Origin of the sequence: Streptomyces sp. NPDC048521 (assembly GCF_043199855.1) — a bacterium.
GTDB lineage: Bacteria > Actinomycetota > Actinomycetes > Streptomycetales > Streptomycetaceae > Streptomyces.
Genome location: NZ_JBICWR010000015.1, coordinates 1 through 22,720, shown reverse-complemented (window position 1 = coordinate 22,720; position 22,720 = coordinate 1). Strand labels below are relative to the sequence as shown.

Annotated in this window: 12 protein-coding genes and 1 pseudogene; 10 read left to right on the top strand and 3 right to left on the bottom strand. The window is 70.4% G+C overall.

What is annotated here, in order from left to right; translation table 11 throughout:
- Positions 1–36: 36 nt before the first annotated feature.
- Positions 37–3,165: a hypothetical protein gene (locus ACGFRF_RS29780; protein WP_393745159.1), complete on the bottom strand. Its 3,129-nt coding sequence runs from the start codon at positions 3,163–3,165 to the stop codon at positions 37–39.
- Between the two features lie 722 nt (positions 3,166–3,887).
- Between ACGFRF_RS29780 and ACGFRF_RS29775 the strand changes: the two genes are divergently transcribed.
- Positions 3,888–4,916: a S8 family serine peptidase gene (locus ACGFRF_RS29775; protein WP_393745157.1), complete on the top strand. Its 1,029-nt coding sequence runs from the start codon at positions 3,888–3,890 to the stop codon at positions 4,914–4,916.
- Between the two features lie 415 nt (positions 4,917–5,331).
- On the opposite strand, the gene eccCa is transcribed toward ACGFRF_RS29775, so the two are convergent.
- Positions 5,332–9,363: a type VII secretion protein EccCa gene (gene eccCa / locus ACGFRF_RS29770; RefSeq protein WP_393745477.1), complete on the bottom strand. Its 4,032-nt coding sequence runs from the start codon at positions 9,361–9,363 to the stop codon at positions 5,332–5,334.
- Between the two features lie 301 nt (positions 9,364–9,664).
- Between eccCa and eccD the strand changes: the two genes are divergently transcribed.
- From eccD to ACGFRF_RS29730, 8 genes are all read left to right on the top strand, one after another.
- Complete coding sequence (gene eccD, locus ACGFRF_RS29765) at positions 9,665–11,065, top strand: type VII secretion integral membrane protein EccD (RefSeq protein WP_393745155.1); 1,401 nt, start codon at positions 9,665–9,667, stop codon at positions 11,063–11,065.
- Between the two features lie 18 nt (positions 11,066–11,083).
- The gene (gene eccB / locus ACGFRF_RS29760; RefSeq protein WP_393745153.1) at positions 11,084–12,604 is read left to right on the top strand and encodes a type VII secretion protein EccB; all 1,521 of its coding nucleotides are present in this window, start codon (positions 11,084–11,086) and stop codon (positions 12,602–12,604) included.
- 125 nt (positions 12,605–12,729) lie between these two features.
- A complete protein-coding gene (locus ACGFRF_RS29755) occupies positions 12,730–13,131 on the top strand; it encodes a hypothetical protein (protein ID WP_393745151.1) in 402 nt (133 codons plus the stop codon).
- Between the two features lie 65 nt (positions 13,132–13,196).
- Positions 13,197–13,493, top strand: a complete 297-nt coding sequence (locus tag ACGFRF_RS29750; protein WP_393745149.1) for a WXG100 family type VII secretion target — start codon at positions 13,197–13,199, stop codon at positions 13,491–13,493.
- A gap of 42 nt (positions 13,494–13,535) precedes the next feature.
- Positions 13,536–14,003, top strand: coding sequence for a type VII secretion system-associated protein (locus tag ACGFRF_RS29745; RefSeq protein WP_393745147.1), 468 nt, complete (start codon positions 13,536–13,538; stop codon positions 14,001–14,003).
- A gap of 31 nt (positions 14,004–14,034) precedes the next feature.
- Complete coding sequence (locus ACGFRF_RS29740; RefSeq protein WP_393745145.1) at positions 14,035–16,947, top strand: AAWKG family protein; 2,913 nt, start codon at positions 14,035–14,037, stop codon at positions 16,945–16,947.
- A 62-nt stretch (positions 16,948–17,009) separates the two neighbouring features.
- Positions 17,010–17,432 (top strand): YbaB/EbfC family nucleoid-associated protein, encoded by a 423-nt coding sequence (locus ACGFRF_RS29735; RefSeq protein WP_393745143.1) that lies wholly within the window; start codon positions 17,010–17,012, stop codon positions 17,430–17,432.
- A complete protein-coding gene (locus ACGFRF_RS29730) occupies positions 17,425–17,769 on the top strand; it encodes a hypothetical protein (RefSeq protein WP_393745141.1) in 345 nt (114 codons plus the stop codon). The genes ACGFRF_RS29735 and ACGFRF_RS29730 overlap by 8 nt, the downstream gene beginning before the upstream one ends.
- Before the next feature lie 106 nt (positions 17,770–17,875).
- Here the strand turns inward: ACGFRF_RS29730 and ACGFRF_RS29725 are convergent, their stop codons facing one another.
- Positions 17,876–18,991: a ricin-type beta-trefoil lectin domain protein gene (locus ACGFRF_RS29725; protein WP_393745139.1), complete on the bottom strand. Its 1,116-nt coding sequence runs from the start codon at positions 18,989–18,991 to the stop codon at positions 17,876–17,878.
- A 757-nt stretch (positions 18,992–19,748) separates the two neighbouring features.
- On the opposite strand from ACGFRF_RS29725, the pseudogene ACGFRF_RS29720 reads away from it, so the two are divergent.
- A pseudogene (locus ACGFRF_RS29720) lies at positions 19,749–22,720 on the top strand (hypothetical protein); the annotation flags it as partial.

The window sequence follows — 22,720 nt, the reverse complement described above, 5'->3', positions numbered from 1 at the left end:
GGTCGGTACTGACTGGTGCTGAGGGGATACGGCCCGCTAGGTGCTCGTCGTCGGGAACGGCACCGCGCGGGACGGTGTGTCCGGCGGATCGCCCTCCCCGGGGGACGGGGCGGCGGGCAGGTCGAGCACGGCCCGCAGGCGTTTGAGCAGAGCCGCGTCCAGGTGCGGGGTGGAGGTGTGCGCCTGCAGCGGCATCTCCTGGAGGAGACCGACGGTGGCCGGTCCGTGCCAGGTGACGCCCAGGACCCGGAACCGGGACTCCCGGGCGAAGAGGATGTCCTGGGTGTCGTCGTCGGCGCGGGTGCCGGTGCGGCGGCCGGTGACCGACCAGATGAGGAGGTGATCGGCGGCCGGCCCCGGGTACGTGCGTCCGACGGACACCCCGCGAACCGGAACGGTGCCTTCCCATTCCTCGCCCACCGCGTCCGGGGTGAGGCGCTGGACGAGTTCCCCGGCGGTGCTCATCGCGGCGCCCCGGTAGGAGGGCAGGCGGCGCGTGCCGGACCGCAGACACCGCAGCAGGGTCCGGCTCTGCTCGTCGCCGTCCGCCAGCGCGGCCCGCAGCTGTGCGTCGTCGACCGCCGTCATGTAGACGTGCACGGCGACGAGTTCGGCGATGGCGGCGTCGGACTGGTCACGCGGCTGCGTCTTGAACAGCCGCCCGGTGATCTCCGCCACGGCGGCGCGGTGCTGCTCCCAGAAGGGGCCCAGTTGGGCGCGGAGCCTCGCGTGGTCGGTGTCCGGCGTGCCGCGCTCCGCCGGCGTGTCGGTACCGCGGGCGCGGCTGACCGCGCCCGGAACCGGATCGGGCCGGGCACCGGGGGCCGGGGGCACGGCGCCGTCCCCGGCCGTCCCCGACGCCGCGGCCTCGAAGGCTCCGCCCCGAGGCGCCGCAGGCCCGCCCGCCATGGACGCGGTCGTGTCCCCGCCTGGTGCGGCGGACCCGCTCGCCGCGGGCGAAAACGCCTTGCTCTCCCGCGTCACGGACCCGCCCACCAGGGAAGCGGCCACATTCCCGACCGCCGCCGCGGGCACGCTCTCCGCGGGCACGGGCGACGCGGGCACAGGCGACGCAGGCACGCTCTCCGCGGGCACGGACGACGCGGGCACAGGCGACGCAGGCACGCTCTCCGCGGGCACGGGCGACGCGGGCACAGGCGACGCGGGCACAGGCGACGCAGGCACGCCCTCCGCGGGCACAGGCGACGCAGGCACGCCCTCCGCGGGCACGGACGACGCAGGCACGCCCTCCGCGGGCACGGACGACGCGGGCACGGACGACGCAGGCACGCTCTCCGCGGGCACGGGCGACGCAGGCACGGACGACGCGGGCACAGGCGAAGCGGGCGCGGACGACGCAGGCACGCCCTCCGCGGGTACGGGCGACGCGGGCACGGGCGACGCCTCGACGTCCCGTGTCGCGGCCTCGTCCGTCGACGGCACGGACGGTTTGCCCGTCGGTGTCCCGGACGGGCCGAGGGGTGCCCGCTCGGCCGGTACGGGTGCCGGTATCGCGGAGGGGCCGGGAACGGGAGATGGACGGGCAGCGGCCGACGGCCGTACCCGTTCCCGCGTTCCGCCCGGTGCCTGCCCGGGAACCGGCTCGGGAACGGGTGCCGGGTCGGGGTCCGAGGACCTGGTCTCGGTCACCAGTTCCCCAGCACCCGCCGGCACCTCCGGTCCCGGCTCGCGGTCCGGGAGATCGGATTCCGCCTCCGCCGCCTGCGCTGCCTCGGTCCGCCGCACGGACCTCCCCAGCGAAGGGAAGACCTCGGCGGCGGGCGGCTCGGCCTCCCCCGGTGCTTGTGGCATCAAGGAGAAGTTGTGCCGGATCGTCAGCCGCCGCAGGTTCTCCATGCCCTTGCTGCCGAGGACGCCGTGGACATGGACGACGGCCCGCTCCCGTACCTCTGGGCTGAGCTCGCCGAACAACCGGTCGAGTCCGGGCCAGAGCGAGTCGTCGATCGCCCGGCGCGGTGCGCCGAGTTCGATGGCGACGCTGTCCGGCTCCGCCGTGCGGGTCGCGGCGACGAGCGGGGGCTCGCTGCCGCGCGGGCCGGCCCACAGTCCGGCGGGGGTGAGCGCGACTTTCCAGGTCTGATCGAACGGCAGGCCACGGGGGTCGGTGCCCTCCAGCAGCGCGGCGGGAGCCCGCCACTCGGTGACCCGGGCGCTCCCCTCCCGTCCTTCGCCCCCGGGCTCGCAGACGAACGCCTGCGCGAACGGCCGCCAGGTCGGCGTGCCGTCAGCGTCCACCATGTACAGCTCCGTCGAGGACTCGCCCGCGGCGTCGTCACCCGCGTCGTCGCCGTCGACCACCACCGGTACCCCGTTGGCCACCTGCACCCCGGTCCCGAGCAGGTCCGCCACGGCCTGCCCGGTCTCCAGCACGGAGCGGCCGTCCAGGGACACCAGCCGGATGTCCTTGCGCACGCGGCCCGGCAGCGCGGCGATCATGGTCGCCAGTCCGGCGGCGGGCACGTTCGGCGCGTCGATCAGCAGATGGGGCCGGTCCGGGTCGGGCGCGACGGCGTACGGCAGGGTGTCCACGGCGGCGGAGGCGGCGCCCGCCGGACGGATCATCAGGCCGGCCGGGACCGGCTCCACGACATGCCCGGGGACCGGGCTGTGCTCCAGCCGCCGCAGCGCGGACTCCCAGTCGGGAATCGGCAGCCGGCTGCCCACGGACCGCGGCACCTGGCCGACGGAGAAGTGCCACCAGCCGCCGGGCGCGTCCGGGAGGTCGGGCGAGAAGAGGGTGCCGTCCGGGACGACGACCGCGGGGCCCGCGGTCGCCAGTACGTCGAGTTCCCACCGTTCGCAGATGAGCCTGGCCGTGGAAGGGCGGCCCTCGGCCTCGTCGGCGCCCGCCGACATCACCAGCCGCAGCAGCCGTACGTCCTGTTCCTTGGACTCCTGCAACACCGGGGCGAGCCGTTCGCACAGTCCCTCGACGCCGTCCTCACCGAGTGCCGTGCCGACCAGGACGACCGCTTCGTTGGGGCGAGCGGGGCCGAGCCACTCAGAGATGTCCGTGAGCCGCCCTGGCGGGGTGCCGCCCGAGTGGACCAGGTGAACGTGGTCGCGGGCACGCGAGACCGTCAGACGGGTGGCCGCGTGCCGGTTGGAGTGTCCGCCCCGCCGACCAGTGCCGCGCCGGATCATCGCACGCTCCTCACGAGGACGGCGGTCATCCGGTCCTCACAGTCTTCTGGTCACATCCCGCTCAAGCGGCGTTGGCACACTCCCGAAGCGGCAAGTGTCACACACTGCCCGGGACTGCCGAGCCAGCACCGAACGGTAAACAGGTGTTTTGCGTACGGTCGCACGCGGCTGGGAAAGGCCCGTCCGCTGCCACACGTATCTCTTGTGCGCAGCTTACCCGCTGGCAATGGCCGGCGAACGAAGGTGTCCTGGTTGGGACACGATCGTCACATCTCCCACCGAGCGGCCGCCGTTGACTGACTAGCATGTCCTTGCGTCCCCGCCCAGCGGGACACCGCAGCCGCGAAGAAGGACCGGTCGGCTTCCGCCCGTGTCCTTGCTCCCGCCCCGCCTCCGCCTGCCCCACGGCACGCCAACCGGTCACCACGGCCAGGGAATTCGACGACATGACCGACGACAGCCCCTCCCTCCTGCGTCTTCCTCCCAGCAAGCGCGGAGGACGCATGCACCGGCCACGGCCCGGTACGCCACGCCTGACGGTGCTGGCCCCGCTCCTCGGGGCGGCGCTCACCGTGATCCCCACGGTGAGCGCCGCGGCCGCGGACGCGGCGCCCACACCTTCCGCGGCAGCCTCGGCCGGACCGAAGCTGCCGTTGATACCCTCATCCTTCAGCTCCAGCTCCGACACATGCACCAAGGCCTCACCGACACAGGTGAGTGCCGTGCCCTGGGCACAGCTGTCGCTGAACCTGGCACAGGCCGGCCGCTACACCCAGGGCGCCGGCGTGCTGGTCGGCGTGGTGGACACGGGTGTGTCGCCCCAGGCCGCCGGGCTCACCGGACGGGTCCAGGCGAGCGGTGCCGCAGCGCAGGACTGTGTGGGGCACGGGACGTTCCTGGCCGGGGTGATCGCCGCGTCGGCCGTACCGGGCAGCGGGTTCGCGGGGGTGGCGCCCCAGGCGCGTGTCATCGCCGAACGGGGCACGGACGAGCGGGGCCAGGCGAGCGCCGGACAGGTCGCCCAGGGAATCGAGGCGGCCGTCACGGCCGGCGCGCAGGTGGTGCTCGTCTCCGCGGCCCTGCCCAAGAACACCCCTTCGCTCCAGGCGGCCGTCAAGCACGCGGCGGCCGAGGACGTTCTGGTGGTGGCCGCGGCCGCGCCGGACACCGTTCCCAAGAGCACCACCGGACAGGCCTCCGCCCCTCCGCCTTCCTCGTACTGGCCGGCCTCCGCGAACGGGGTGCTGTCGGTGATGGACGTGGACATCACCGGGGAACGCCCCGACGGCGTCCCCGAACCGGTGCACGCCGACCTCGCGGCGCCCGGCGACGGGATCACCGGCATCGGACCGAAGGGCACGGGCAATTACGTCTCCGGGGGCGCCTCCGTGGCGGCCGCGTTCGTGGCCGGCACCGCCGCCCTGGTGCGGGCCCACCTGCCGCATCTGACCGCGGCCCAGACCGCCGCCCGGCTCAAGGCGACCGCCTCGCACGCCTCGGTGCCGCTGCTGGACCCCATCAGCGCGCTCAGCTCGGTGCTGCCCACGGCCGCCCCGGCGCCCTCACCGGAGCAGGACGTCGTACACCTCGCGGACGCCGCGCCCAAGAGCGCCGCCGTTCCCCGGGCGTGGGCGGTGACCGGAGCATGCCTGCTGCTGGGCGTGCTGGCGATCGGCGCGATGACGCTGGCCCGGATCCGGGCCTCCCGCCGGACAGCCGGAGACGGGTCGGTCCGACGAGTCGGTGCGTGACAGTGCGTGGGGCGTGTGCCGTCTGGTCGTGGAGTGTTCTCAACTGCTCATGACGCGGCGCGGGAAAGGTCTGCGACGGCCCGGTACGTGCCGGGCGTCGCGTCCCGCGCCGAGGCAGCCGTCGTCCACGAGGACCTCCGCGCACGTGCCGGACGCGGACTCCGAGGCGGCCCTTGTCGCCGGCGGCGGTGGGGTCGCGCAAACGGCCGGGTCACCGGGCATCGGCCCCTGACGTGCGCCGTCCGGCCATAGCTCGACGGCTTCGCCCCGGGCCGAGCGAACACGGCCGTGAGGGAACGCGGCCGCGAGGGAACGCGGCCGCGAGGGAACGCGGCCGCGAGGGAACGCGGCCGCGGGCCGGGCGTGCGACGACCGCACGACCCGGCACGCGGTGACGACACGGGTGGGGGACCGGTCACCGGCCCGTGGACGCCTCCGCCGGCACGTCGTCGAGGAAGGCGGTCTGGATCTGCGTCACGCTGCGGCGCGTGATGTAGCTGCCACGGCCGGCCGGCAGCAGACGCGGCTTGACGTTGCCGAACACATAACCCTCGGAGGGCGGGCAGGACAGCAGCAGACCTGGCGAGTTGACCTCCAGCAGGCGCCGGACGAGCGAGTCGTTGAGTCCACGCATGGAGTTCGCCGCGGAGCGGGTGACGATCACGTGCAGGCCCACCTCGTAGCCCAGCGGCAGGTGTGGCAGCAGCGGGTCCAGCGGGCTGCGGCCCGGGGAGGCCACCAGGTCGTAGTCGTCGACGAGGACGAACAGCCGTGGCCCGACCCACCAGTCGGCCAGACGCATCCGGGCGGGTGTGATGTCCGCGCCGGGCGCCCGGGTCGTCATGGCCCGGGCCGCGCCCTGCACGTACTCGTCCAGTTGGTCCACCGACACCGCGTGTCCGAGCCGGTACTCCTCGGGCACCCATTCCACCAGTTCGCGACGGAAGTCGACCGCGAGAATGCGGGCCTCCGCCGGACTGAACCGGTCGGTCACCCCCTTCGCGATCAACCGCAGCAGGTTCGTCTTGCCCGACTCGGTGTCGCCGAAGGCCACCAGGTGCGGTGTCTCGACGAAGTTGTGCCAGGCCGGGGCGAGTTCCGTCTCCTCGACACCCAGCGCGAACTGGAGCCGGCGTTCCGCGGGCGCGGGGGCGAGATCGCGGGCGCTGAGCATGGTCGGCAGCATCCGCACGGGCGGCGCGGCGGGGCCGGGCCAGCCCTCGGCCACGGCCGCGACCAGGTCGGCGACGCCGTCGCTGAGATCGGCGGGGTCGTCGACGCCGTCGATGCGCGGCAGGGCGGTGAGGAAGTGAAGCTTCGAACCGACCGTCAGGCCGCGCCCGGGAAGCCGCGGGACGTTCTTGGAGAGCCGGACGTCGATCATGGAGTCGAGGGGGTCACCCATCCGCAGTTCCAGCTTCGTGGCCGACTGGTCGCGGACGGCGGCGGTCAGTTCCACCCAGCGGGTGGTGGTGGTCACCAGGTGGATGCCGTAGTTCAGGCCGTTCGTGGCGAACTGGCCGAGCAGCGGTACGACGTCCTGGAACTCCTGCCGTACCGTCTGCCATCCGTCGATCACCAGGAACACATCGCCGTGCTGCTCCTCGGGGAACTCGCCCGCCGCGCGGCGCCGGCGCAGCGTGGCCATCGAATCGATGCCGTGTTCCTGGAAAAACCGCTCCCGGTGCGCGAGCAGCGTCGAGATCTCGGCGATCGTCCGCCCCACCCGTTCGCCGTCCAGTCGGCCCGCGACGCCGCCGACATGCGGCAGGCCGGAGAGCGAGCTGAGCGAGCCACCGCCGAAGTCCAGGCAGTAGAACTGCACTTCGCGCGGCGTGTGGGTGAGGGCCAGCGCAGTGATCAGATCGCGCAGCAGGGTGGATTTGCCGCTCTGCGGACCGCCGCCGATGGACACATGACCACCGGCACCTCCGAGGTCCACCATCAGCAGGTCGCGGATCTGCTCGAACGGCTTGTCCACGATACCGAGCGGGACCCTCAGCTTGCCACGCCCCTCCCAGTCGGCGGTGGTGAGCCCCAGTTCGGGATCGGGGACCAACGGCGGCAGCAGCGCGTCGAGGGTCGGCGGCGCGCCCAGCGGCGGCAGCCAGACCTGATAGGCCGGCGGTCCGGCGTCCCGGAGCCGGTCGATGGCCACGGCCATCAGGCTGGTGTCGTCCGCGTCGTCGCCCTCCGCCCCGGCGGCGGTCTCCGGTTCCTGGGCCGGTTCGTCCCGCGCGTTCACCCAGTCGCCGGTCCACGGCATCACCTGATTGGCGATCTTCTCCTGGGCCAGCGCGCCGACCCGCTGCCGGTAGGCGCCCGACACATAGGCGGCGCGGAAGCGGGTGAGCGGCTCGACACCGCTCTTGAGGTAGCCGGCACCCGGCTGGGAGGGCAGCTCGTAGGCGTCCGGCACACCGAGCACACCCCGGCTCTCCATCGCGGAGAACGTCCGCAGACCGATCCGGTACGACAGGTGGCTCTCCAGCTGGTGCATGCGCCCCTCGTCGAGGCGCTGCGAGGCGAGCAGCAGGTGCACGCCGAGTGACCGGCCGAGCCGGCCGATGGCGACGAAGAGGTCCATGAACTCGCGGTGCGCGGACAGCAGCTCGCTGAACTCGTCGACGACGACGAGCAGGCTGGGCAGCGGCTCCAGCGGGACGCCCGAGGCACGTGCCTTCTCGTAGTCCAGCGCGGAGGTGTAGTTGCCGGCGGCGCGCAGCAGTTCCTGGCGCCGCTGCATCTCGCCCCGCAGGGCGTCCTGCATGCGGTCGACCAGCGCCGCCTCGTCGGCCAGGTTGGTGATGACGGCCGAGGTGTGCGGCAGCGCGTCGAAGCCGAGGAAGGTGGCACCACCCTTGAAGTCGACGAGGACGAAGTTCAGCGTCTCGGACGAGTGGGCCAGGGCCAGTCCCAGGACCAGGGTGCGCAGCAGCTCGCTCTTGCCGGAACCGGTGGCGCCGATGAGCATGCCGTGCGGGCCCATGCCGTCCTGCGCCGACTCCTTGATGTCGAGTTCGACCGGGCGGCCGTCGGCGCCGACCGCGATGGGCACCCGCAGCCGCTTGTTCCCGGCGGCGCGGCGGTCCCAGAACTCCTGGGGGGAGTACCGGTACAGGTCGGTGATGCCGAGCAGGGTGGTGAGCTGGATGTCGGTGGACAGCGGTTGCGCGACCTCCGCGGTGGCTCCGGTACGCATCGGGGCGAGCTGGGCGGCGAGCGCCCTCGCGGCGGCCGGGCCGAGCCGGTCGGCACGGCCCAGCGGGATGGAGATCTCCTTGCGGTTGCGGTCGGTGCGGACGACCTTCACCTCGTCGTACGTCTCGGTCGCGGCGGCATCACCGGCGTTCTCGGCCTCCTCCACCAGAAGCCGCAGCACGGTGCGCCCGGGCTTCCAGGCCAGGGTGCCGGAAACGTCCAGGACCACGGAGTTGCGGTAACCGGCGCGCTCGAAGCGGTGCTCGGAGGGCACCTGGCCGCCGTCCAGGACGACGACCACGTACGGCTCGTCCTTGTGCGGCGAGGCGCCCGCCTCGAAGAGCCCGCGGTCGGTCAGCTCCTCGCCCAGCAGGTCCTCCAGTTCCGCGACCGTGGAGGTGATCAGCCGGGCCGGTCCCGCGCCGTCGGTCTCCTGGGCGTGCAGCGCGTGCGGGAGCCATTTGGCCCACTCCCACTCGGCGCGGTTCTCCGGGGCCACACAGAACGTGATCAGCAGGCTCTGCGGAGTGTGCAGCGCCGCGAGTTGCGCGAGCAGCGCCCGGACGGTCCCCAGCACCTTCTCCCGCTCGCCTCGGAACAGGACCCGGGACCACGCCCGCAGGAAGACGGCGATGGGCTGATCGGGCACGGTGGAGTAGGCGTTGATGAAGGAGCGCAGCGCGTGCGCGGTGAGCGGGTCGAGGTCCTCGACCGGCTTCTCCGCCTTGTTCACCAGCTGCATCGCGAGTCGCTGCTCACCGACCGCGACGCGTACCTCAGCGAAGTCGTCGTCGGAGGTACGGCGTTCCCACAGCCGGGTCGTCTTCACGAACGATGACAGGGCGGTGGGCTCGGGATGCTTCCAGGCCAGCGCTCGCTGCTGTTCGACGACGGCCGCCCGGACCCTGTGCCGGACACCGCCGAGGTAGCGCAGGTAGTCCCGGCGTACGCCCTGCATCTTCTGCTTGCGCTCGGAGCCGGACTTCACCAGCTGCCCGACCAGCATCATGATCATCGACAGCAGCATCAGACCGACCACCAGGTAGATGGTCGGTCCCGTTCCACTGCCGATGCGTGTGTAGAGCAGCACCATGCCGACGGACATGCCCGCCATCGGAAGATACGTGAGCATGTTGGCCGCGGAGGAGGACGGCGCCTCGGCGAGCGTCGGTGGTTCCTGCAGCGTCAGCTCACCGTCCGGCAGCTCCGGGCCCCGGCGGCGGGCCGGCCTGCGGAAGAACACCACACTCAACTGGCTCTCCTTCAATGTGCACAGGGAGGTTCGACAGGGCCCCGCCCCGAGGGTGACAGGAAGATACGTGTGACCTCGGGGCTCCGGTGAAGAGACGCTTGTGGACATGAGAGTATCTGCTGCCAGGTGCTTCTGGCGAAGGCAGCGGAAGCCACGAACACCACGCGCCACCCGGCAGATCGGTGTCCGCGCCCGTGCGGACAAACGTCCTCGACCGTCTCGCCGTCCCACGTCGTGGTCCTCGGACCACGACGTGGGACGGCCGTACAACTTCCTCCGGAAGGCTGTTGCCCCCATGAGCGATGGCTCGCTGAACGGCCTGTGCCGTCTCACGGTGCGCGCCCCTGACAAGGTGCTGGACCTCGCCGTCCCGGCTGACGTCCCGATCGCCGACCTGATGCCCGTGATCGTGGAGCACGCGGGCGAGGACCTGGCCGAACACGGCCTGGAACACGGCGGTTGGGTCCTGCAGCGTCTCGGCGGGCACCCTCTGGACATCGAGGGCACACCCGAGTCCCTCGACCTGCGCGAGGGCGAGACACTGGTGTTGCGCCCCCACACCGAGGCGCTTCCCCCGGTGCGCTACGACAGCCTGCTCGAGGCCGTGTCGGCAGTGGTTCAGGGGTTGCCGCACGCGTGGAGCCCGCAGGTCAGCCGATGGGTGCTGCGTCTGGTCACGGCCTCGGCCCTGCTGGGCTGCCTGGCACTGCTCGTCGTGTCCGACGGCGACCTGGGCGACCGGGTGATCCTCGCGGCGGGCGCGGCCCTGCTCGCGCTGTCCGGGGCGGGTTCCGCCGCCCGGGTGCTGGACGACCCGCAAGGCGGCGTCCTGCTGGGCCTGTTCGGCGCGGCCTTCCTGGCGGCGTCCGGCCTGCTGCTGGTGGGCGGCGGACAGGCCGGGGACGGCTCGGCCCGGACCGTGGGCGCCCATCTGCTCGCCGCGGGTGCGGCGGGCACCGTCGGGCTGGTCCTGGCCACCGCGATGGTCTCCGGCTACCCCGTGGTCTTCGCGTCCTGCGGGGTGCTGTCGCTGGCGGCGGTGCTCGGCGGCGCACTCATGGTGGCGCTGGACGTCTCGGCCCACCAGGCCGCCGCCGCGGTCGCCTGTGCGGCCGTGCTCCTGGGCGCCTTCATCCCGATTATGTCCTTCTCGCTCTCCGGTCTGCGCCTGCCCCCGCTGCCCACCAACCCCGGCCAGCTCCAGGAGGGCATCGAGCCCCGCACCGAGAACGACGTCGCCGACGGCGGCCGCGCGGTCGACCACTGGATGACCGGTCTGTACGGCGCGGTGGGCGTGGTCTGCCTCGCCGCCCTCGCGGCCATGGCCCGCCACCCCGGCTGGCCCGAGACGGTCACCGTGCTCGTCCTCGCCATGCTGCTCGCCCTGCACGGCCGCAGCCTGGGGACGTCCTGGCAGCGGATCGCCCTGAGCCTGCCGGCGGGCATCGGCACGGTGCTGCTGATCCTCGAGCTCGCCGTTCAGCACGGCGAGAGAGGGGAACTCCTCGGCACCGCCACGCTGCTTCTGGGCGCGGCGCTCACCGCGGTCGTCTCCTGGACGGTGCCCGGACGGCGGCTGCTGCCCTACTGGGGAAGGGCCGGCGATCTGCTCCAGTCGGGTGCCGCCCTCGCCCTGCTCCCCCTGGCCCTGTGGGTCCTCGACATCTACCAGCGCCTGCGCAGCATGTTCGGCTGAAACTGAGGAGGTGTCATCATGCAGTCCCGACGCGACCAGGTCGTGGCGCACCAGTTCCTGGTGTCCCGGCTGACCTCGGGTCTCCTGCGCGCGGACCCCGACGTGGTGGAGCCGCCCACCCGGCGGACCAACCGCGGAATGACCTACGGACTCATCATCGCCGGCGTCGTATCCGCCGGGTTTCTGGTGTTCGGCCTGGTCAAGCCGGGCGGCAACACGACCTGGCAGAGCGGCAAGGCACTCATCGTCGAGAAGGAGACCGGCACCCGGTACGTCTATGACGGCCGGCTGCACACAGTGCTGAACTACCCTTCCGCGCGGCTGCTGCTGGGTGCCGACATGTCGACCGTGTCGGTGTCCGCCAATTCCCTCAGCTCGGCCCGGCACGGCACCGAGGTCGGCATACCCGGCGCTCCCGACTCGCTGCCCACCCAGGACAACCTCAACGCCCACCCCTGGCAGGTCTGCGCGACCACCACGGCGACCGACTCGGGGTCACACAAGCCGCTGACCGTGCTCGCCGTCGACACCGAGCAGGACGGCTCGGGCGTACGGACGGACCAGGCCGTCCTGGTCAAGGGGCCGGACGGCGACACGTACCTGCTGTGGCAGGACAACCGGTTCAAGGTGGCCGGCGGCAAGACGGCGCTGGCGGCGCTGGGTTACGGAGGCGTCAGCCCGACCACCGTGTCCGCCGCGTTCCTCGACGCCGTGCCCGCCGGCCCTGACCTCGCGGCTCCGCCGGTGACAGGGCTCGGCGACAGCGGCCCGAAGCTGGACGGGCAGACCACCCGTGTCGGCCAGGTGTTCACCGTCGAGACGCCCGGGTCCGCGAAGCGCTACTACGTACTCGGTGAAGACGGTCTCACCCCGATCACCCCGACCCAGGCCGCGCTCGCCCTCAGCGACCCCGACACGAAGCAGAAGGCCTATCAGGGCGGGGCGCCCAAGGAGTTGGTCCTGTCGGCGCAGGCGCTCAGCGGTGCTCTGGCTCCCACCGGTTCGGCAACCGGCTCCGCCGTACGGCAGTCCGGGGCACAGCTTCCGTCGGCGCCGCCCACGCTCCTGAGCGTGCCCGGCTCCACCGGGGTGTGTGTCGGCCTGGACCCGCAGGGCACCAAGAGCATCAAGGTGACTCTGTCGCTGGTGTCGGCGAAGACGGTCATCGAGGAGGCTCTGCCGCCGCTGAAGGCGCTGGCACCCGCCTGTCTGCCGGTCGACGGCATCGCGGTGGCACCGGGGAGCGGAAGCCTGGTGCGCGCGCTGAGCAGCTCCGGGAACGGCACGGGCACCACCACGTACCTCGTGACGGACAACGGCGTGAAGTACCGTGTACCAACAGCCGGCGCGGCCAAGGACCTGGGGTACGACCTGTCGGCGGCGGAGGGCCTGCCCGCCTCCCTGCTGAACATGCTGCCCACTGGCCCTGATCTGTCGCCCGAGGCGGCGGCAAGCGGCCGGGCGGCTGTCACCGGCACACCTGTGTGCGGATCCAGCAACAAACACACACCGAAGACAGGCTCGTCGCCCACGGGTTAGTGTGAACCACGCAGGCGCGTATCTCGTCCTTAAGTGATGGCGAGGGTTACGGCATCACGCAACCCCGTCGCCCAGCACACCCCGGCTCCGGCTGCCGGAGCCCTCACGACACCAGGAGAGACACCATGGCAGACACTGGCCAGCAGAAGTCATCAAAAGAGGCGTACATCAAGTCCATCGGCTTCCTGGAGCAGGCCCGGCAGGGTCTGACGAACACCCAGGACGTCGTCAGGCAGCACCGCCAGGCGCTCGCCACCCACTACCAGGGCGAGGACGGCAACACGATGGGCCAGGTGATCGACACCTGGCTGGGCGAGGTCGACCGCATCAAGAACACCTGCATCGCGATGGAGAACACGCTCGGTGAGAGCATGCAGCGCGACGAGCACGTGCAGCAGGCCAACCTCCAGGCGGTGGTGAACAGTGGCGGTGGCCTGACCGGTTACGGCCAGGGCGTCATGAGCACAGCCACCAGCATGGGCACCACCGCGGACGCCACCTTCGGGGCGCTGCACCCGGCCGGCTGACCCAGCCGCACCGCCCCTTCACGGGGCGCCGCCTCGCAGAACAACCAGACTTCCAAGGAGACATCATGATCGACATCGATCACCTCCAGGTGGGCCAGTCGGCTCAGGCCATGGAGGAGCAGACCCGGGCGATCGCGCAGACCATGAGCGAGCTGGAGCAGAACATCCAGCAGGTGATCGACGCCTGGCAGGGTGAAGACAAGAACGTCTACTACCAGAAGGTCCTGCCCACCTGGCACTCCGAGGTGAACAACCTGTCAGTCATTCTGCAGAGGTTCTTCACGACGCTGAACGACGTCTCGGACAACTACAAGAAGGTGGTCCAGACGAACGCCGAGGGGTTCATGGACATCAAGATGTAACCCCCTTTCACCACGACACGTCGAAGCGGGAGGAAGACGCCCATGCCTGGTAACGATAACCATCACCTGGATCAACTCGATTTTGCGGCTCTGCAGAGCTTCATCGACACCGACGTCAGCGGCTTCCTCCGCAAATTGGACGACATTCGGTCGCCCGACGCGCACCCGACCTCGCTCTACGACGTCAGCAAGAAGCCTCAGATCCTGGCCATCGGCCCCATGGCCGGTGACGACCAGACCGGCGGAAAGAGCATCTGCGGGAACGCCCAGAAGGCCGCCACCGCGATCGACACCGTGTTCAGCCGTCACAAAGCCGCCTTCACGAAGCTCCAGGCCAATCTGGAGAGTGTGATCAAGGACATGAAGCAGGCTCAGGATCACAACCTCACACAGGTCAAGTCGCAGAAGTTCATGCACGCGATAACCGACTATCAGACAGCACTTGGCGGCGGCACCGGCTCCGGCTCCGGATCGGGTACCGGTAACGGCCAGAACTCCCTGGGGCTCTGACAGCCCATGACTTTCCCGGAGCAGTAGGACGATGGCCGCACAGAGCTGGGAAGACATCCTGCACCTGTTGACCGGCTGGCCGCCGGTCGCACGCGCCGACGTCACAAAAGTCGCCGGTGACAGTGGTATCCCCTGGATCAATTACTCGTTCAAGGCAGGGGGGAAGACGTTCGACAGCGACGACGACTTTTTCGCCTGGGTTGTGCCGAAGGAGCCCAACAAAGGCTGGCACTTCGAGTTCTTCACGAGTGGCGGCGGCAAGGCGGGACGCAAGTGCCGGGTCGATATCACCTACCTGGACGATCCCTCGTTCCACGGGTACTGGGGGCGATCGGACGCTGCTCTCACCAACCTGCTGACGAACTACTCCTCGGTGAAGGGCGATCTCGGCGCCGGGGCAGACGGTGCGCCCTCGCCGGCGGACGGTGTGCAGCTCAAGTCGTTCGCCGCGCTGGCCTGGTCGTTCGACGCGGCAGGGGATTTCTTCAGGCAGCAGGCCGCGGTCCTCGCGGACTGGAAGCACCAACTCGGCAGTGAGCGGGCGGCCTGGAAGGGAAACGCGGCAGGCGCGTTCTGGCTCCTGATCGACGACCTCCACAAGAAGTACGAGAACTACACCTCGCAACTCCAGCCGCCGGGGTTCAGTCCGCAGCACCGCTCCCCTTCCACGGGATTCGTCAGCAAGACGCTGCACGGGGACGACCTGATCGGGGCCGAACAGTCCCTGTACAAGGCGTACACGGACCTGCACAAGATCTACTCCGATTTCTACTGGCAGCAGGCAAAGCCCATCACCACCACGCTGCCTGACGGTTCGAAGACGGAGCAGCATATCCCCGCCGATCCGCAGGATGTGCTCAACCAGGTATTCATGGAGCTCAGGGCCTGGATCTTCGATCACAATTCCTCCCAGATCCTGGAGAGAGTCAACACAACGACCGGCCAGATCGTCGGCGCGGCGTTCAAGTCGAGCTTTTCGGAGGACACCGCGTTCGGCGGACTGACCTCCACGTCCACCTGGCACGCGATAGCCCAGGAAGCCCAGAACCGCTGGACCACCAACGTCGAGACCAATCTGGACGCACCTGCCCGGCAGGTGCTGGAGACCCTCCAGAAGGACTGGTCACGTGTGCTTGACTCGTCGTGGAACCCGGCGTACTCCTTCAGCGACACGAGTTCCACACTGACCTCGGATGTCCAGGAGGAGAGCACCGAGTCGAGCAAGAACAGTCTGGACGACAACCTCAAGAAGCTCGGCGACGGTATCAACAACCTGGGTGGCGGCCTGAACCACCTCGGTGACGGTCTGAACGACGGCTTCAAGAACCTGGACAACGGTCTCAACGACAGCTTCCAGGGCCTGGGCAACGGCCTCAGCGACAGCTTCCAGGGCCTGGGCAACGGCCTCAGCAACATGGGCAACGGCCTCGGCAACACCCTGGCGAACCTCACCGGCAACGGTGCCGCCTCGCACGGGCTGGGCAACGGGCTGGGCGATCAGTTCACGACCAAGGCACCGGACTTCAGCGGCAACGGCGGCTTCGGCGCCGACATACCGGACGTCACCATGCCGGCGAACGGCGGCGGCCTCACGAACTTCGGCTCCGGACTGCCCATCAGCAACATCGACGGCAGCACCACCACCCGTACCCCCACCGGCGTGACGACCACCTACCCGAACGGCAACAAGGTCACCCGCAACGCCGACGGCAGCATCACCTCGGTGTTCCCCGACGGAACCAGCCGCACGGTCTCACCCGACGGCGACGTGACCACCGTGGACCCGCAGGGGCACTCCACCACCAGCCACCTCGGCGTCGGTGAGTCGCTCAGCAACCCGGACGGCACCAGCATCACCCGCAACGCAGACGGCAGTCTGACCCAGACTGCACCCGACGGCACCAAGACGACCACGTTCGACAACGGTGCGTCGGAGATCGTCAAACCTGGCGGCGAGACACAGCTGACCTCGCCCGACGGCACCGTCTCCCACATCAACCCCGACGGCAGCCTCACCACCGACAACCTGGACGGCTCCAAGGTCACCGTGCACCCCAACGGGGACGTGACCAGCGTGGACGCGCAGGGGCACACCACCACCAGTCACCTCGAGCCCGGAAAGAGCATCACCACGGGCGACGGCAGCACCATCTCCGTCGACGGCAAGGGCGACATCATCACCCACAACCCGGACGGCAGTACCACCACGCTGCACCCGAACGGGAAGATCACCACCACCGAGGCCACGGGGTACGGCACGAGTCTGCGCCCCGGCGGCGGCAAGCTGCACATACCGTCCGTCGACATCCCCACCTACAGCGGCGGCGGGGTCACCATGCACACGCCGGACGGCACCGCCGTCACCAGGCACCCCAACGGCGTCACCGAGTTCAAGCACACGGACGGCAGCGGGCTGGTGACCACCTCGGACGGGCGGTACCAGACGGTCCCGAGCCCGCTGAGCGCGGCGGCGACGGAGGCCAACAAGGCGCTCGCGGCAGAGGCGGGGAGCATCGGCGCGGGTGCGGGTACGGGCGTGGGTGCGGGGGCCGGCGGAGTCTCGGACAGCCAGAACGCCATGGGCCTGCTCTCGCCCATGATGATGATGGCCGGCATGAACCGCATGGGCGGCCAGCAGGGGAACCAGCAGGGCGGCGGCGACCGGGAACGCCAGCTCTACGACGGCAACGACATGGACGGCGCCGTCTACGCGCACGGCGGGCCCGCGTTCGCCCAGCAGGGTGCCCCCGCCGAGGATCCCGAGGAATGGGAGGAGGAGGAGACCGACTCCGACGAACTCCTCGGCCCTCGCCGGCCCTCCACCGAGTCCGCCTACGGTCCCGGCGGCCCCCGGCAGGCGACCAAGTCCTCCACCTGGTCGGGCAACGGCAAGGACGTGTGGGGCACGGAGGAAGGCGGCCTCCCCGCGTCGATCGGCCACTGACCCCGGCATCCGGATCGTCATACCGTTTCCCCGCAATCGGCCGCACCGGCACAGGAGCACTCATGAGTTCATCGCTGGAAGAACAGCAGCAGCAAGCACTCGCCCAGTTCATGAAGAAGCGCGAAGCCCTCATCGAGGCCAGGCAGCAGATCAAGTCGATCTCCGTCACGGCACGGTCCCGGGACGGCGCCGTCGAGATCACTATCGGCACCGACGGGACGCCGTCGGGGCTGCGCTTCCCCAACAACAAGTTCAAGGAGATGACCGGGCAGGCGCTCGCGGCCAGTGTGCTGGAGGCCATGGCGGCCTCCCGGGCCCAGGTGACCTCGCGGGCCACGGCCATCATGGAATCCGTGGGCGGCACCGCTCCGAGCGCCGCGGGCGGCGGCGTCCTCGACCGCCTCAACCTGGACAGGCTCCTCGACGGCGGAACGCTGGAAGAAGTGCTCGCCCCGCCGGCCACCGGGGGTGACAAGCGTGGCTGACGAAGCCGTCTTCGCCGCCGACCCGCGACGCATCCAGGTCGGCGGCGACGCCACCGGCCAGGTCGCGGAGAACACGAACAAGGCGGCGGAACAGTTCGCGGACGCCACCGCGTTCGACCCGGCCGATCCCCCGTGGGGCAATGACTCCTACGGGAACCAGTACGTCCCGAACTACGTTCAGTACCACACCCCGCTCCGTGAGGGCATACGCATGCTGGCCCAGGCCATGCAGAACGCCGGCGACATGACGTACAACGCCGGCCGGAACTTCGAGAAGACCCAGAGCGACAACACCGAGGCCATCAAGGACTCGTCGCACTTCCGCCCGCACATCTGAGTCGACTTGGGAACCGGTCCGGAAGGGCGTCACACACGAGAAGGACCTCACCACGCGCCGATGACAAGGGCGCGAGGTGAGGTCCTTCCCGTTCTGTTCCGCTCCGCTACCTCTTGGACCACTTCTGGTTGTCGTGACCGTTGCAGTTCCACAGTTGCAGGCGGGTGCCGTTGGCCGTCTGCGCGTCGGTCACGTCCACGCACTTGTCCGCCGGGACGTTGACCAGGTCGTGCCTGAAGTTGAGGTCGAACCGCTGAGCGGGACCTCCGTTGCAGTAGGCGAGCTGGATGACCGTGCCGTTGGCGGTCGACGCGCCCGCCAAGTCCATGCACAGCCCGAAGGCGCGGATCGTTCCGTCGGAACGGATGGTCCACTTCTGCGCCGCCGAGCCGGTGCAGTCCCGGATCTCCAGCGGCGAGCCGTCCTTGCCCTGACCGCCGACCACGGTGATGCAGCGGTTGGAGTCGTGGCTGTACACCTCCACACCCGAAACGCTCGGTGCGCTCGAACCTGCGGGGGCGGCCGGAGCCGTCGAGTGGGTCGTGCTGTGTGCAGCCTGAGTTTGCTGGGCGGCGGGCTGGTCACCGGCCGACGAGGACGAGGTGCTGTCGCCCTTGCCGTCGTCGTGCGAGCCTGAGGAGGCGCCGTGCGAGCCCGAGGGGGCGCCGTGCGAGTCCGCCTTGCCCGAGCCGGATCCCGTGTCCTTGCCGCCTGCCGAGTCGCCCTTGCCGACGTGTCCGGCCGAGGTGCCGTCGGGAGTGGGGCCGGACGTGTGACCGGACGGAAGTGGCAGCGCGCCGGGCAGCCCCCCTCGGGAACCAGAGCCCGATTCCGGGTCGAGCACCGAGGCGGCGGCATCCGGCGTGGCGGTGTCGTGGGCGGCGCCGCCGCCCCGCAGGCCCACGAGAACGCCGGCCACGAGGACGACACCCGTGACCGCCGCCACGGTGAGCACGGTGCGGTGGCTGCCGCGCAGAAAGGCACGGGCGCCGCGACGCCCCACCGCTGCCTCGGCTCCGGCGGAACCGGTGCCGGCCGCCGCGTCGTGGGCCGAGGTCACGCCCGTCAGTATGTCGGGGTCACGGCCGGTTCCCGGGGATGCCTCCTCGGCCTCCAGGACCGTGGTGACGGCCGGCGTGCCGGGCATCTTGGCCTCGTCGGTCTCGGCGGCCTCGACGGCCTCGGCCCGTCGCCGGGAGCCTCGCGGCGAGAGCAGCGACAAAGGAGAGGGAGGGGTGCCGCGCTCCGCCGACAGCGCCGTGTGGGGAACCTCGGCCTTGGGCTGCGGACCGCTCTCCTTCCTCTCCTTCCCCTCCTCGCCCGGCTTCTGCTCGAGCTTCTCCTTCGCGCCCGGCTTCTGCTCGTGCTTCTCCTCTGCGCCCTCCTCGCGTCCGCCTTTCTCCTCTTTGCCCTTGTCTTCGGCCGCCCGAGGCCCGTTGACGGGCTGGACCGCTGGTCCCGTCCGCCCGTCCGACCGCGTGGCAGACGTCCGCGACGCGGCCCCGGACTCCGTGGGCAGCGGAGGAACTCGTTCTTGGCCGGCGAGGCTTGGACTGGGTGCCGCGCCGGCAGCGACAGGTGTACTTGCTGGAGCCGCGCGGGCGGGCCGCGGCGGATCTGGAGACTTCATGTGCTTCCTTCCGAGGGAGCCCAGGCCGGATCCGATGCACCAGGTTTTCGGCACACCTTGCCTACTCCCACACCTGCATAACGGATTCGAGTACCGCAGGGTACAGCACGTGTGAGTTGCGACTCATCAGGCGGCAGCGCACCAAGAGTTGTCCGTATATGAACGCGTTTTTGCGTATCATCGCCAGACCGTGAGCGGAGTCCCGGTAGGGCGGACGAACCTGACACACACGTCCACGCGTATAACAGGTGGTAGGTAGGTCCCCGTCCTGCGCGAGGTGTCGCGTGTGTCGGGTCCGCGACCGGCGCAGGCGAGCGCCGATCGGCGAGTGTGCACACATGGGGATGTTGTGACTGAGGAGCCCTGGTACAACCCGATCGTGGTCTTCGTGGCTGGTATGTCCGTGCCGCTGGGCTCGTCGCAGCGTATGCGTGATGAGGTGGAGCAACCTCATCTGGAGCTGGTCCAGTATCTGGACGGTTTCCAGAGTCTGGTGGCGGAGATCACCGGGGGGACCGCGCAGGGCGCGAGTGGCGACTGGCCTCAGGCGTACGTGGACGCGATGAAGACGTTCATGTCGGGGGACGGGGCGGACTACATCTCGGGGCTGCGGGACACGGCCGCCCAGCTGGCCGACGGCGCGCGGGAGTTCGCCTATCAGCTCGACTACACCAACATGATGATCGTCCTTCAGGTGCTGGCGTTCCTGCTTGAGTGGGCGATCACCCTGATGATGTGGGAGTGGAACCCGATCGGGGCGGCGATCGAGCAGGGCATCCTGCTGGATATCTTCGAGTTCCTGTTCGGCAGTACGCTGCGACGCTTCCTGACGCATGCCGCGATCAACATGGTCACCAACCTGACGCTGTCCACGGCGCTGGACGGGCTGGCCCAGTGGATCCTGGCGTTGAAGGGCGAGCACACCAACTACGCGTCGCAGTACCACCACAGCGCGGTGCTGTCGGGCGCGATCCAGGGCGCGATCGGGTCCGTGGTCCCGGCGATCACGGGTTCGATCAACAAGCTGATCTCCAAGGGATTCGGGCCCGCCGCGATCAAGTCGATGCAGGAGTCGATCGAGAACTCCCTGAAGCATCCCGCTCCTTCGGCCCCGGGCAAGTCCGCCTCGTCCGTTCCGGACGGTGCGCCGGCGCCGGGGGTCAAGACAGGCAGTGGGCTCGCCGACGCTCCGCTGGACAAGGATCTCGCCGACCTCTCCGGCTGGTTCGGGCCCGAGCTGGCGAAGCTGTCCGTGCCGATGCGAGTCGATCTCGCGCACAGCGTGGTCGGCAAGGACACCCAGCAGGCGTTCCGCACGGCGGTCGGCGACCAGTTCGAGCGTGCGTTCGGCTCTCGGCTGGGTTCGGACCTCGCGCGTGAGATGGGCACCGACTGGGCGAGTGCCTTCCTGGCTCACGCCAACAGCGGCACTCTCTCCAAGGCCCTCAAGGCGTCGCTGGAGCCGATGGAGAAGCTGGGGGCGAAGTACGAGCCGCTGCGTTCGGCCCTGTCCACCGGCGTCGGCAAGGCGATGCCGTCGCTGTGGAAGCAGAAGCCGGCGCACCTGCTCGTCGAGCTCGGTTTCGGCGCGGGGTATCAGAACCTGGCCGAGGGCATCGTCAACTACATCGAGCAGGGCCAGTTCACCACCAGCAAGGAAACCACCATCGGCGCCCTGGGCGGCGAGATCCTCGGCCGCGCCAAGCATCCCATCCTGGGCGCCGTGCACAGCGGGATCAAGGGCGCCCTCCACCTGAACGTCAAACTCCCCCAACTCCTGCTGCCGGGACAGGCCAACACCCACACCGCCGACGACCCCGCCTTCACCACCCCGCCCCAGTACACGCAGTCGCCGGGCCCGAACGAGGTCACCCTCGCCGGTGGTCCGAACGCGGGAGGCTTCACAGCGCCGCCCGCCTACGACACGTCCACCGGCACCCCGTTCACGGCACCGACCGTCAACACGCCGTCGCTCAACGTACCGACGCTGAACGCCCCCACCGTCAACATCCCGACCGTCAACGCCCCTACGGTCAACACGCCGACGCTCGGTGCGCCGTCACGCGGCGGCCCCGAGGCCACAGCACCCCAGACGTCGCCCGGCTCTCCCGTCTCCTCCCCCGCCGCTCGGCCGACGGCGACGGGCACGCCCCTGCCGACGAGTTCGAACGCCGGTTCCACCCCGGCAACCGGCTCCGGTGTTCCCGTGGCCGGCGCGGGAACACAGAACGCCGCCGCGGCGGCCACACCACCCACGACCGGCGGGGCCCCGGCACGCCCCGGCGGCGCACTGCCGTCGGCGGGCCAGACGCCGCCGTCCACCCCGCCCCGGATCAGCACCACGAGCACGGCCGGCGGGGAACCTGGGCCCCGCCCCGGCACGGAGCCGACCACCCAGCGGCCGTCGTCTGATGCGTCGCGTCCGGAGAACCGCGCCCCGCAGCCGGGCTCGACGTCACCCGACCGCATATCCACCGTTTCGTCGGGCGGCAACAACAGGCCTGGGAGCCAGGAACCGGAGGTCTCGGGGACGCAGACGAGCCGTGTCCACCAGGACGTGGAGCGGGCGGTCCGCGACTGGCAGATACCCCCGGCCGTGCACGATGCCGGCGCCCAGAGTCCCGACGGCGACGTGCCGTCGCCGCACGAGGTCTCGGCCGCGGTCCACGAGGCCGCGCAGCACCTCGACGGACTGGCACAACGCGCGAACATTCCCGAACCCGTACGGCACGACTTCGTGCGGGACGTGGACGACGCCGTGGCCTCCGGCGACTGGCGGGGCGCCACCCGGAGCCTGAACGACTTCCACACCCACCTCATGTCCACGCTGGCTACCGGCCCACAGGCCGCGGCGGAGGAAGCCCACCGAGTCCTGACCGGGGACCAGGTGCAGGTGACTGTCGAACCGACGCGCACCCTGCCGAATGGCGCGGAGAACACCGCGTCGTCCTTGTCCACCGCGGACGCCCACCGTCCCAGCACCACCGGCGGGGCTTCGCCGAGTCGTGCGGACAAGGGCAAGGGCCGGTCGACCGACTCCGACACACCGGCCGGCGAAACCCACTCGCCGTCCGGGGACACGCGACTGCAGTCACCGCCAGAGACAGAGGCCATCCACGACCAGCTGCGGGCAGACCTCGGTGACACCGCCTACCAGCGGATCATCACCCAGGCCTCGAGCATCACCGGCTCGGTCATCGACATGCCGCCGCACCTGGCCGGGGGCCTCGCCGACACCCACCCGGCCGCCTACTCCGTCCTCACCGACGTCGCGAACATCCTCGCCGCCCACCAGAACGAGCCCACCACCGGCGCCGAACT

Coding starts and splice junctions, on each gene's coding strand:
- ACGFRF_RS29740 (WP_393745145.1), top strand. CDS start 14,035: ATGGCCGCACAGAGCTGGGAAGACATCCTGCACCTGTTGACCGGCTGG.
- ACGFRF_RS29780 (WP_393745159.1), bottom strand. CDS start 3,165: ATGATCCGGCGCGGCACTGGTCGGCGGGGCGGACACTCCAACCGGCAC.
- ACGFRF_RS29750 (WP_393745149.1), top strand. CDS start 13,197: ATGATCGACATCGATCACCTCCAGGTGGGCCAGTCGGCTCAGGCCATG.
- eccD (WP_393745155.1), top strand. CDS start 9,665: ATGAGCGATGGCTCGCTGAACGGCCTGTGCCGTCTCACGGTGCGCGCC.
- ACGFRF_RS29735 (WP_393745143.1), top strand. CDS start 17,010: ATGAGTTCATCGCTGGAAGAACAGCAGCAGCAAGCACTCGCCCAGTTC.
- eccB (WP_393745153.1), top strand. CDS start 11,084: ATGCAGTCCCGACGCGACCAGGTCGTGGCGCACCAGTTCCTGGTGTCC.
- ACGFRF_RS29745 (WP_393745147.1), top strand. CDS start 13,536: ATGCCTGGTAACGATAACCATCACCTGGATCAACTCGATTTTGCGGCT.
- ACGFRF_RS29755 (WP_393745151.1), top strand. CDS start 12,730: ATGGCAGACACTGGCCAGCAGAAGTCATCAAAAGAGGCGTACATCAAG.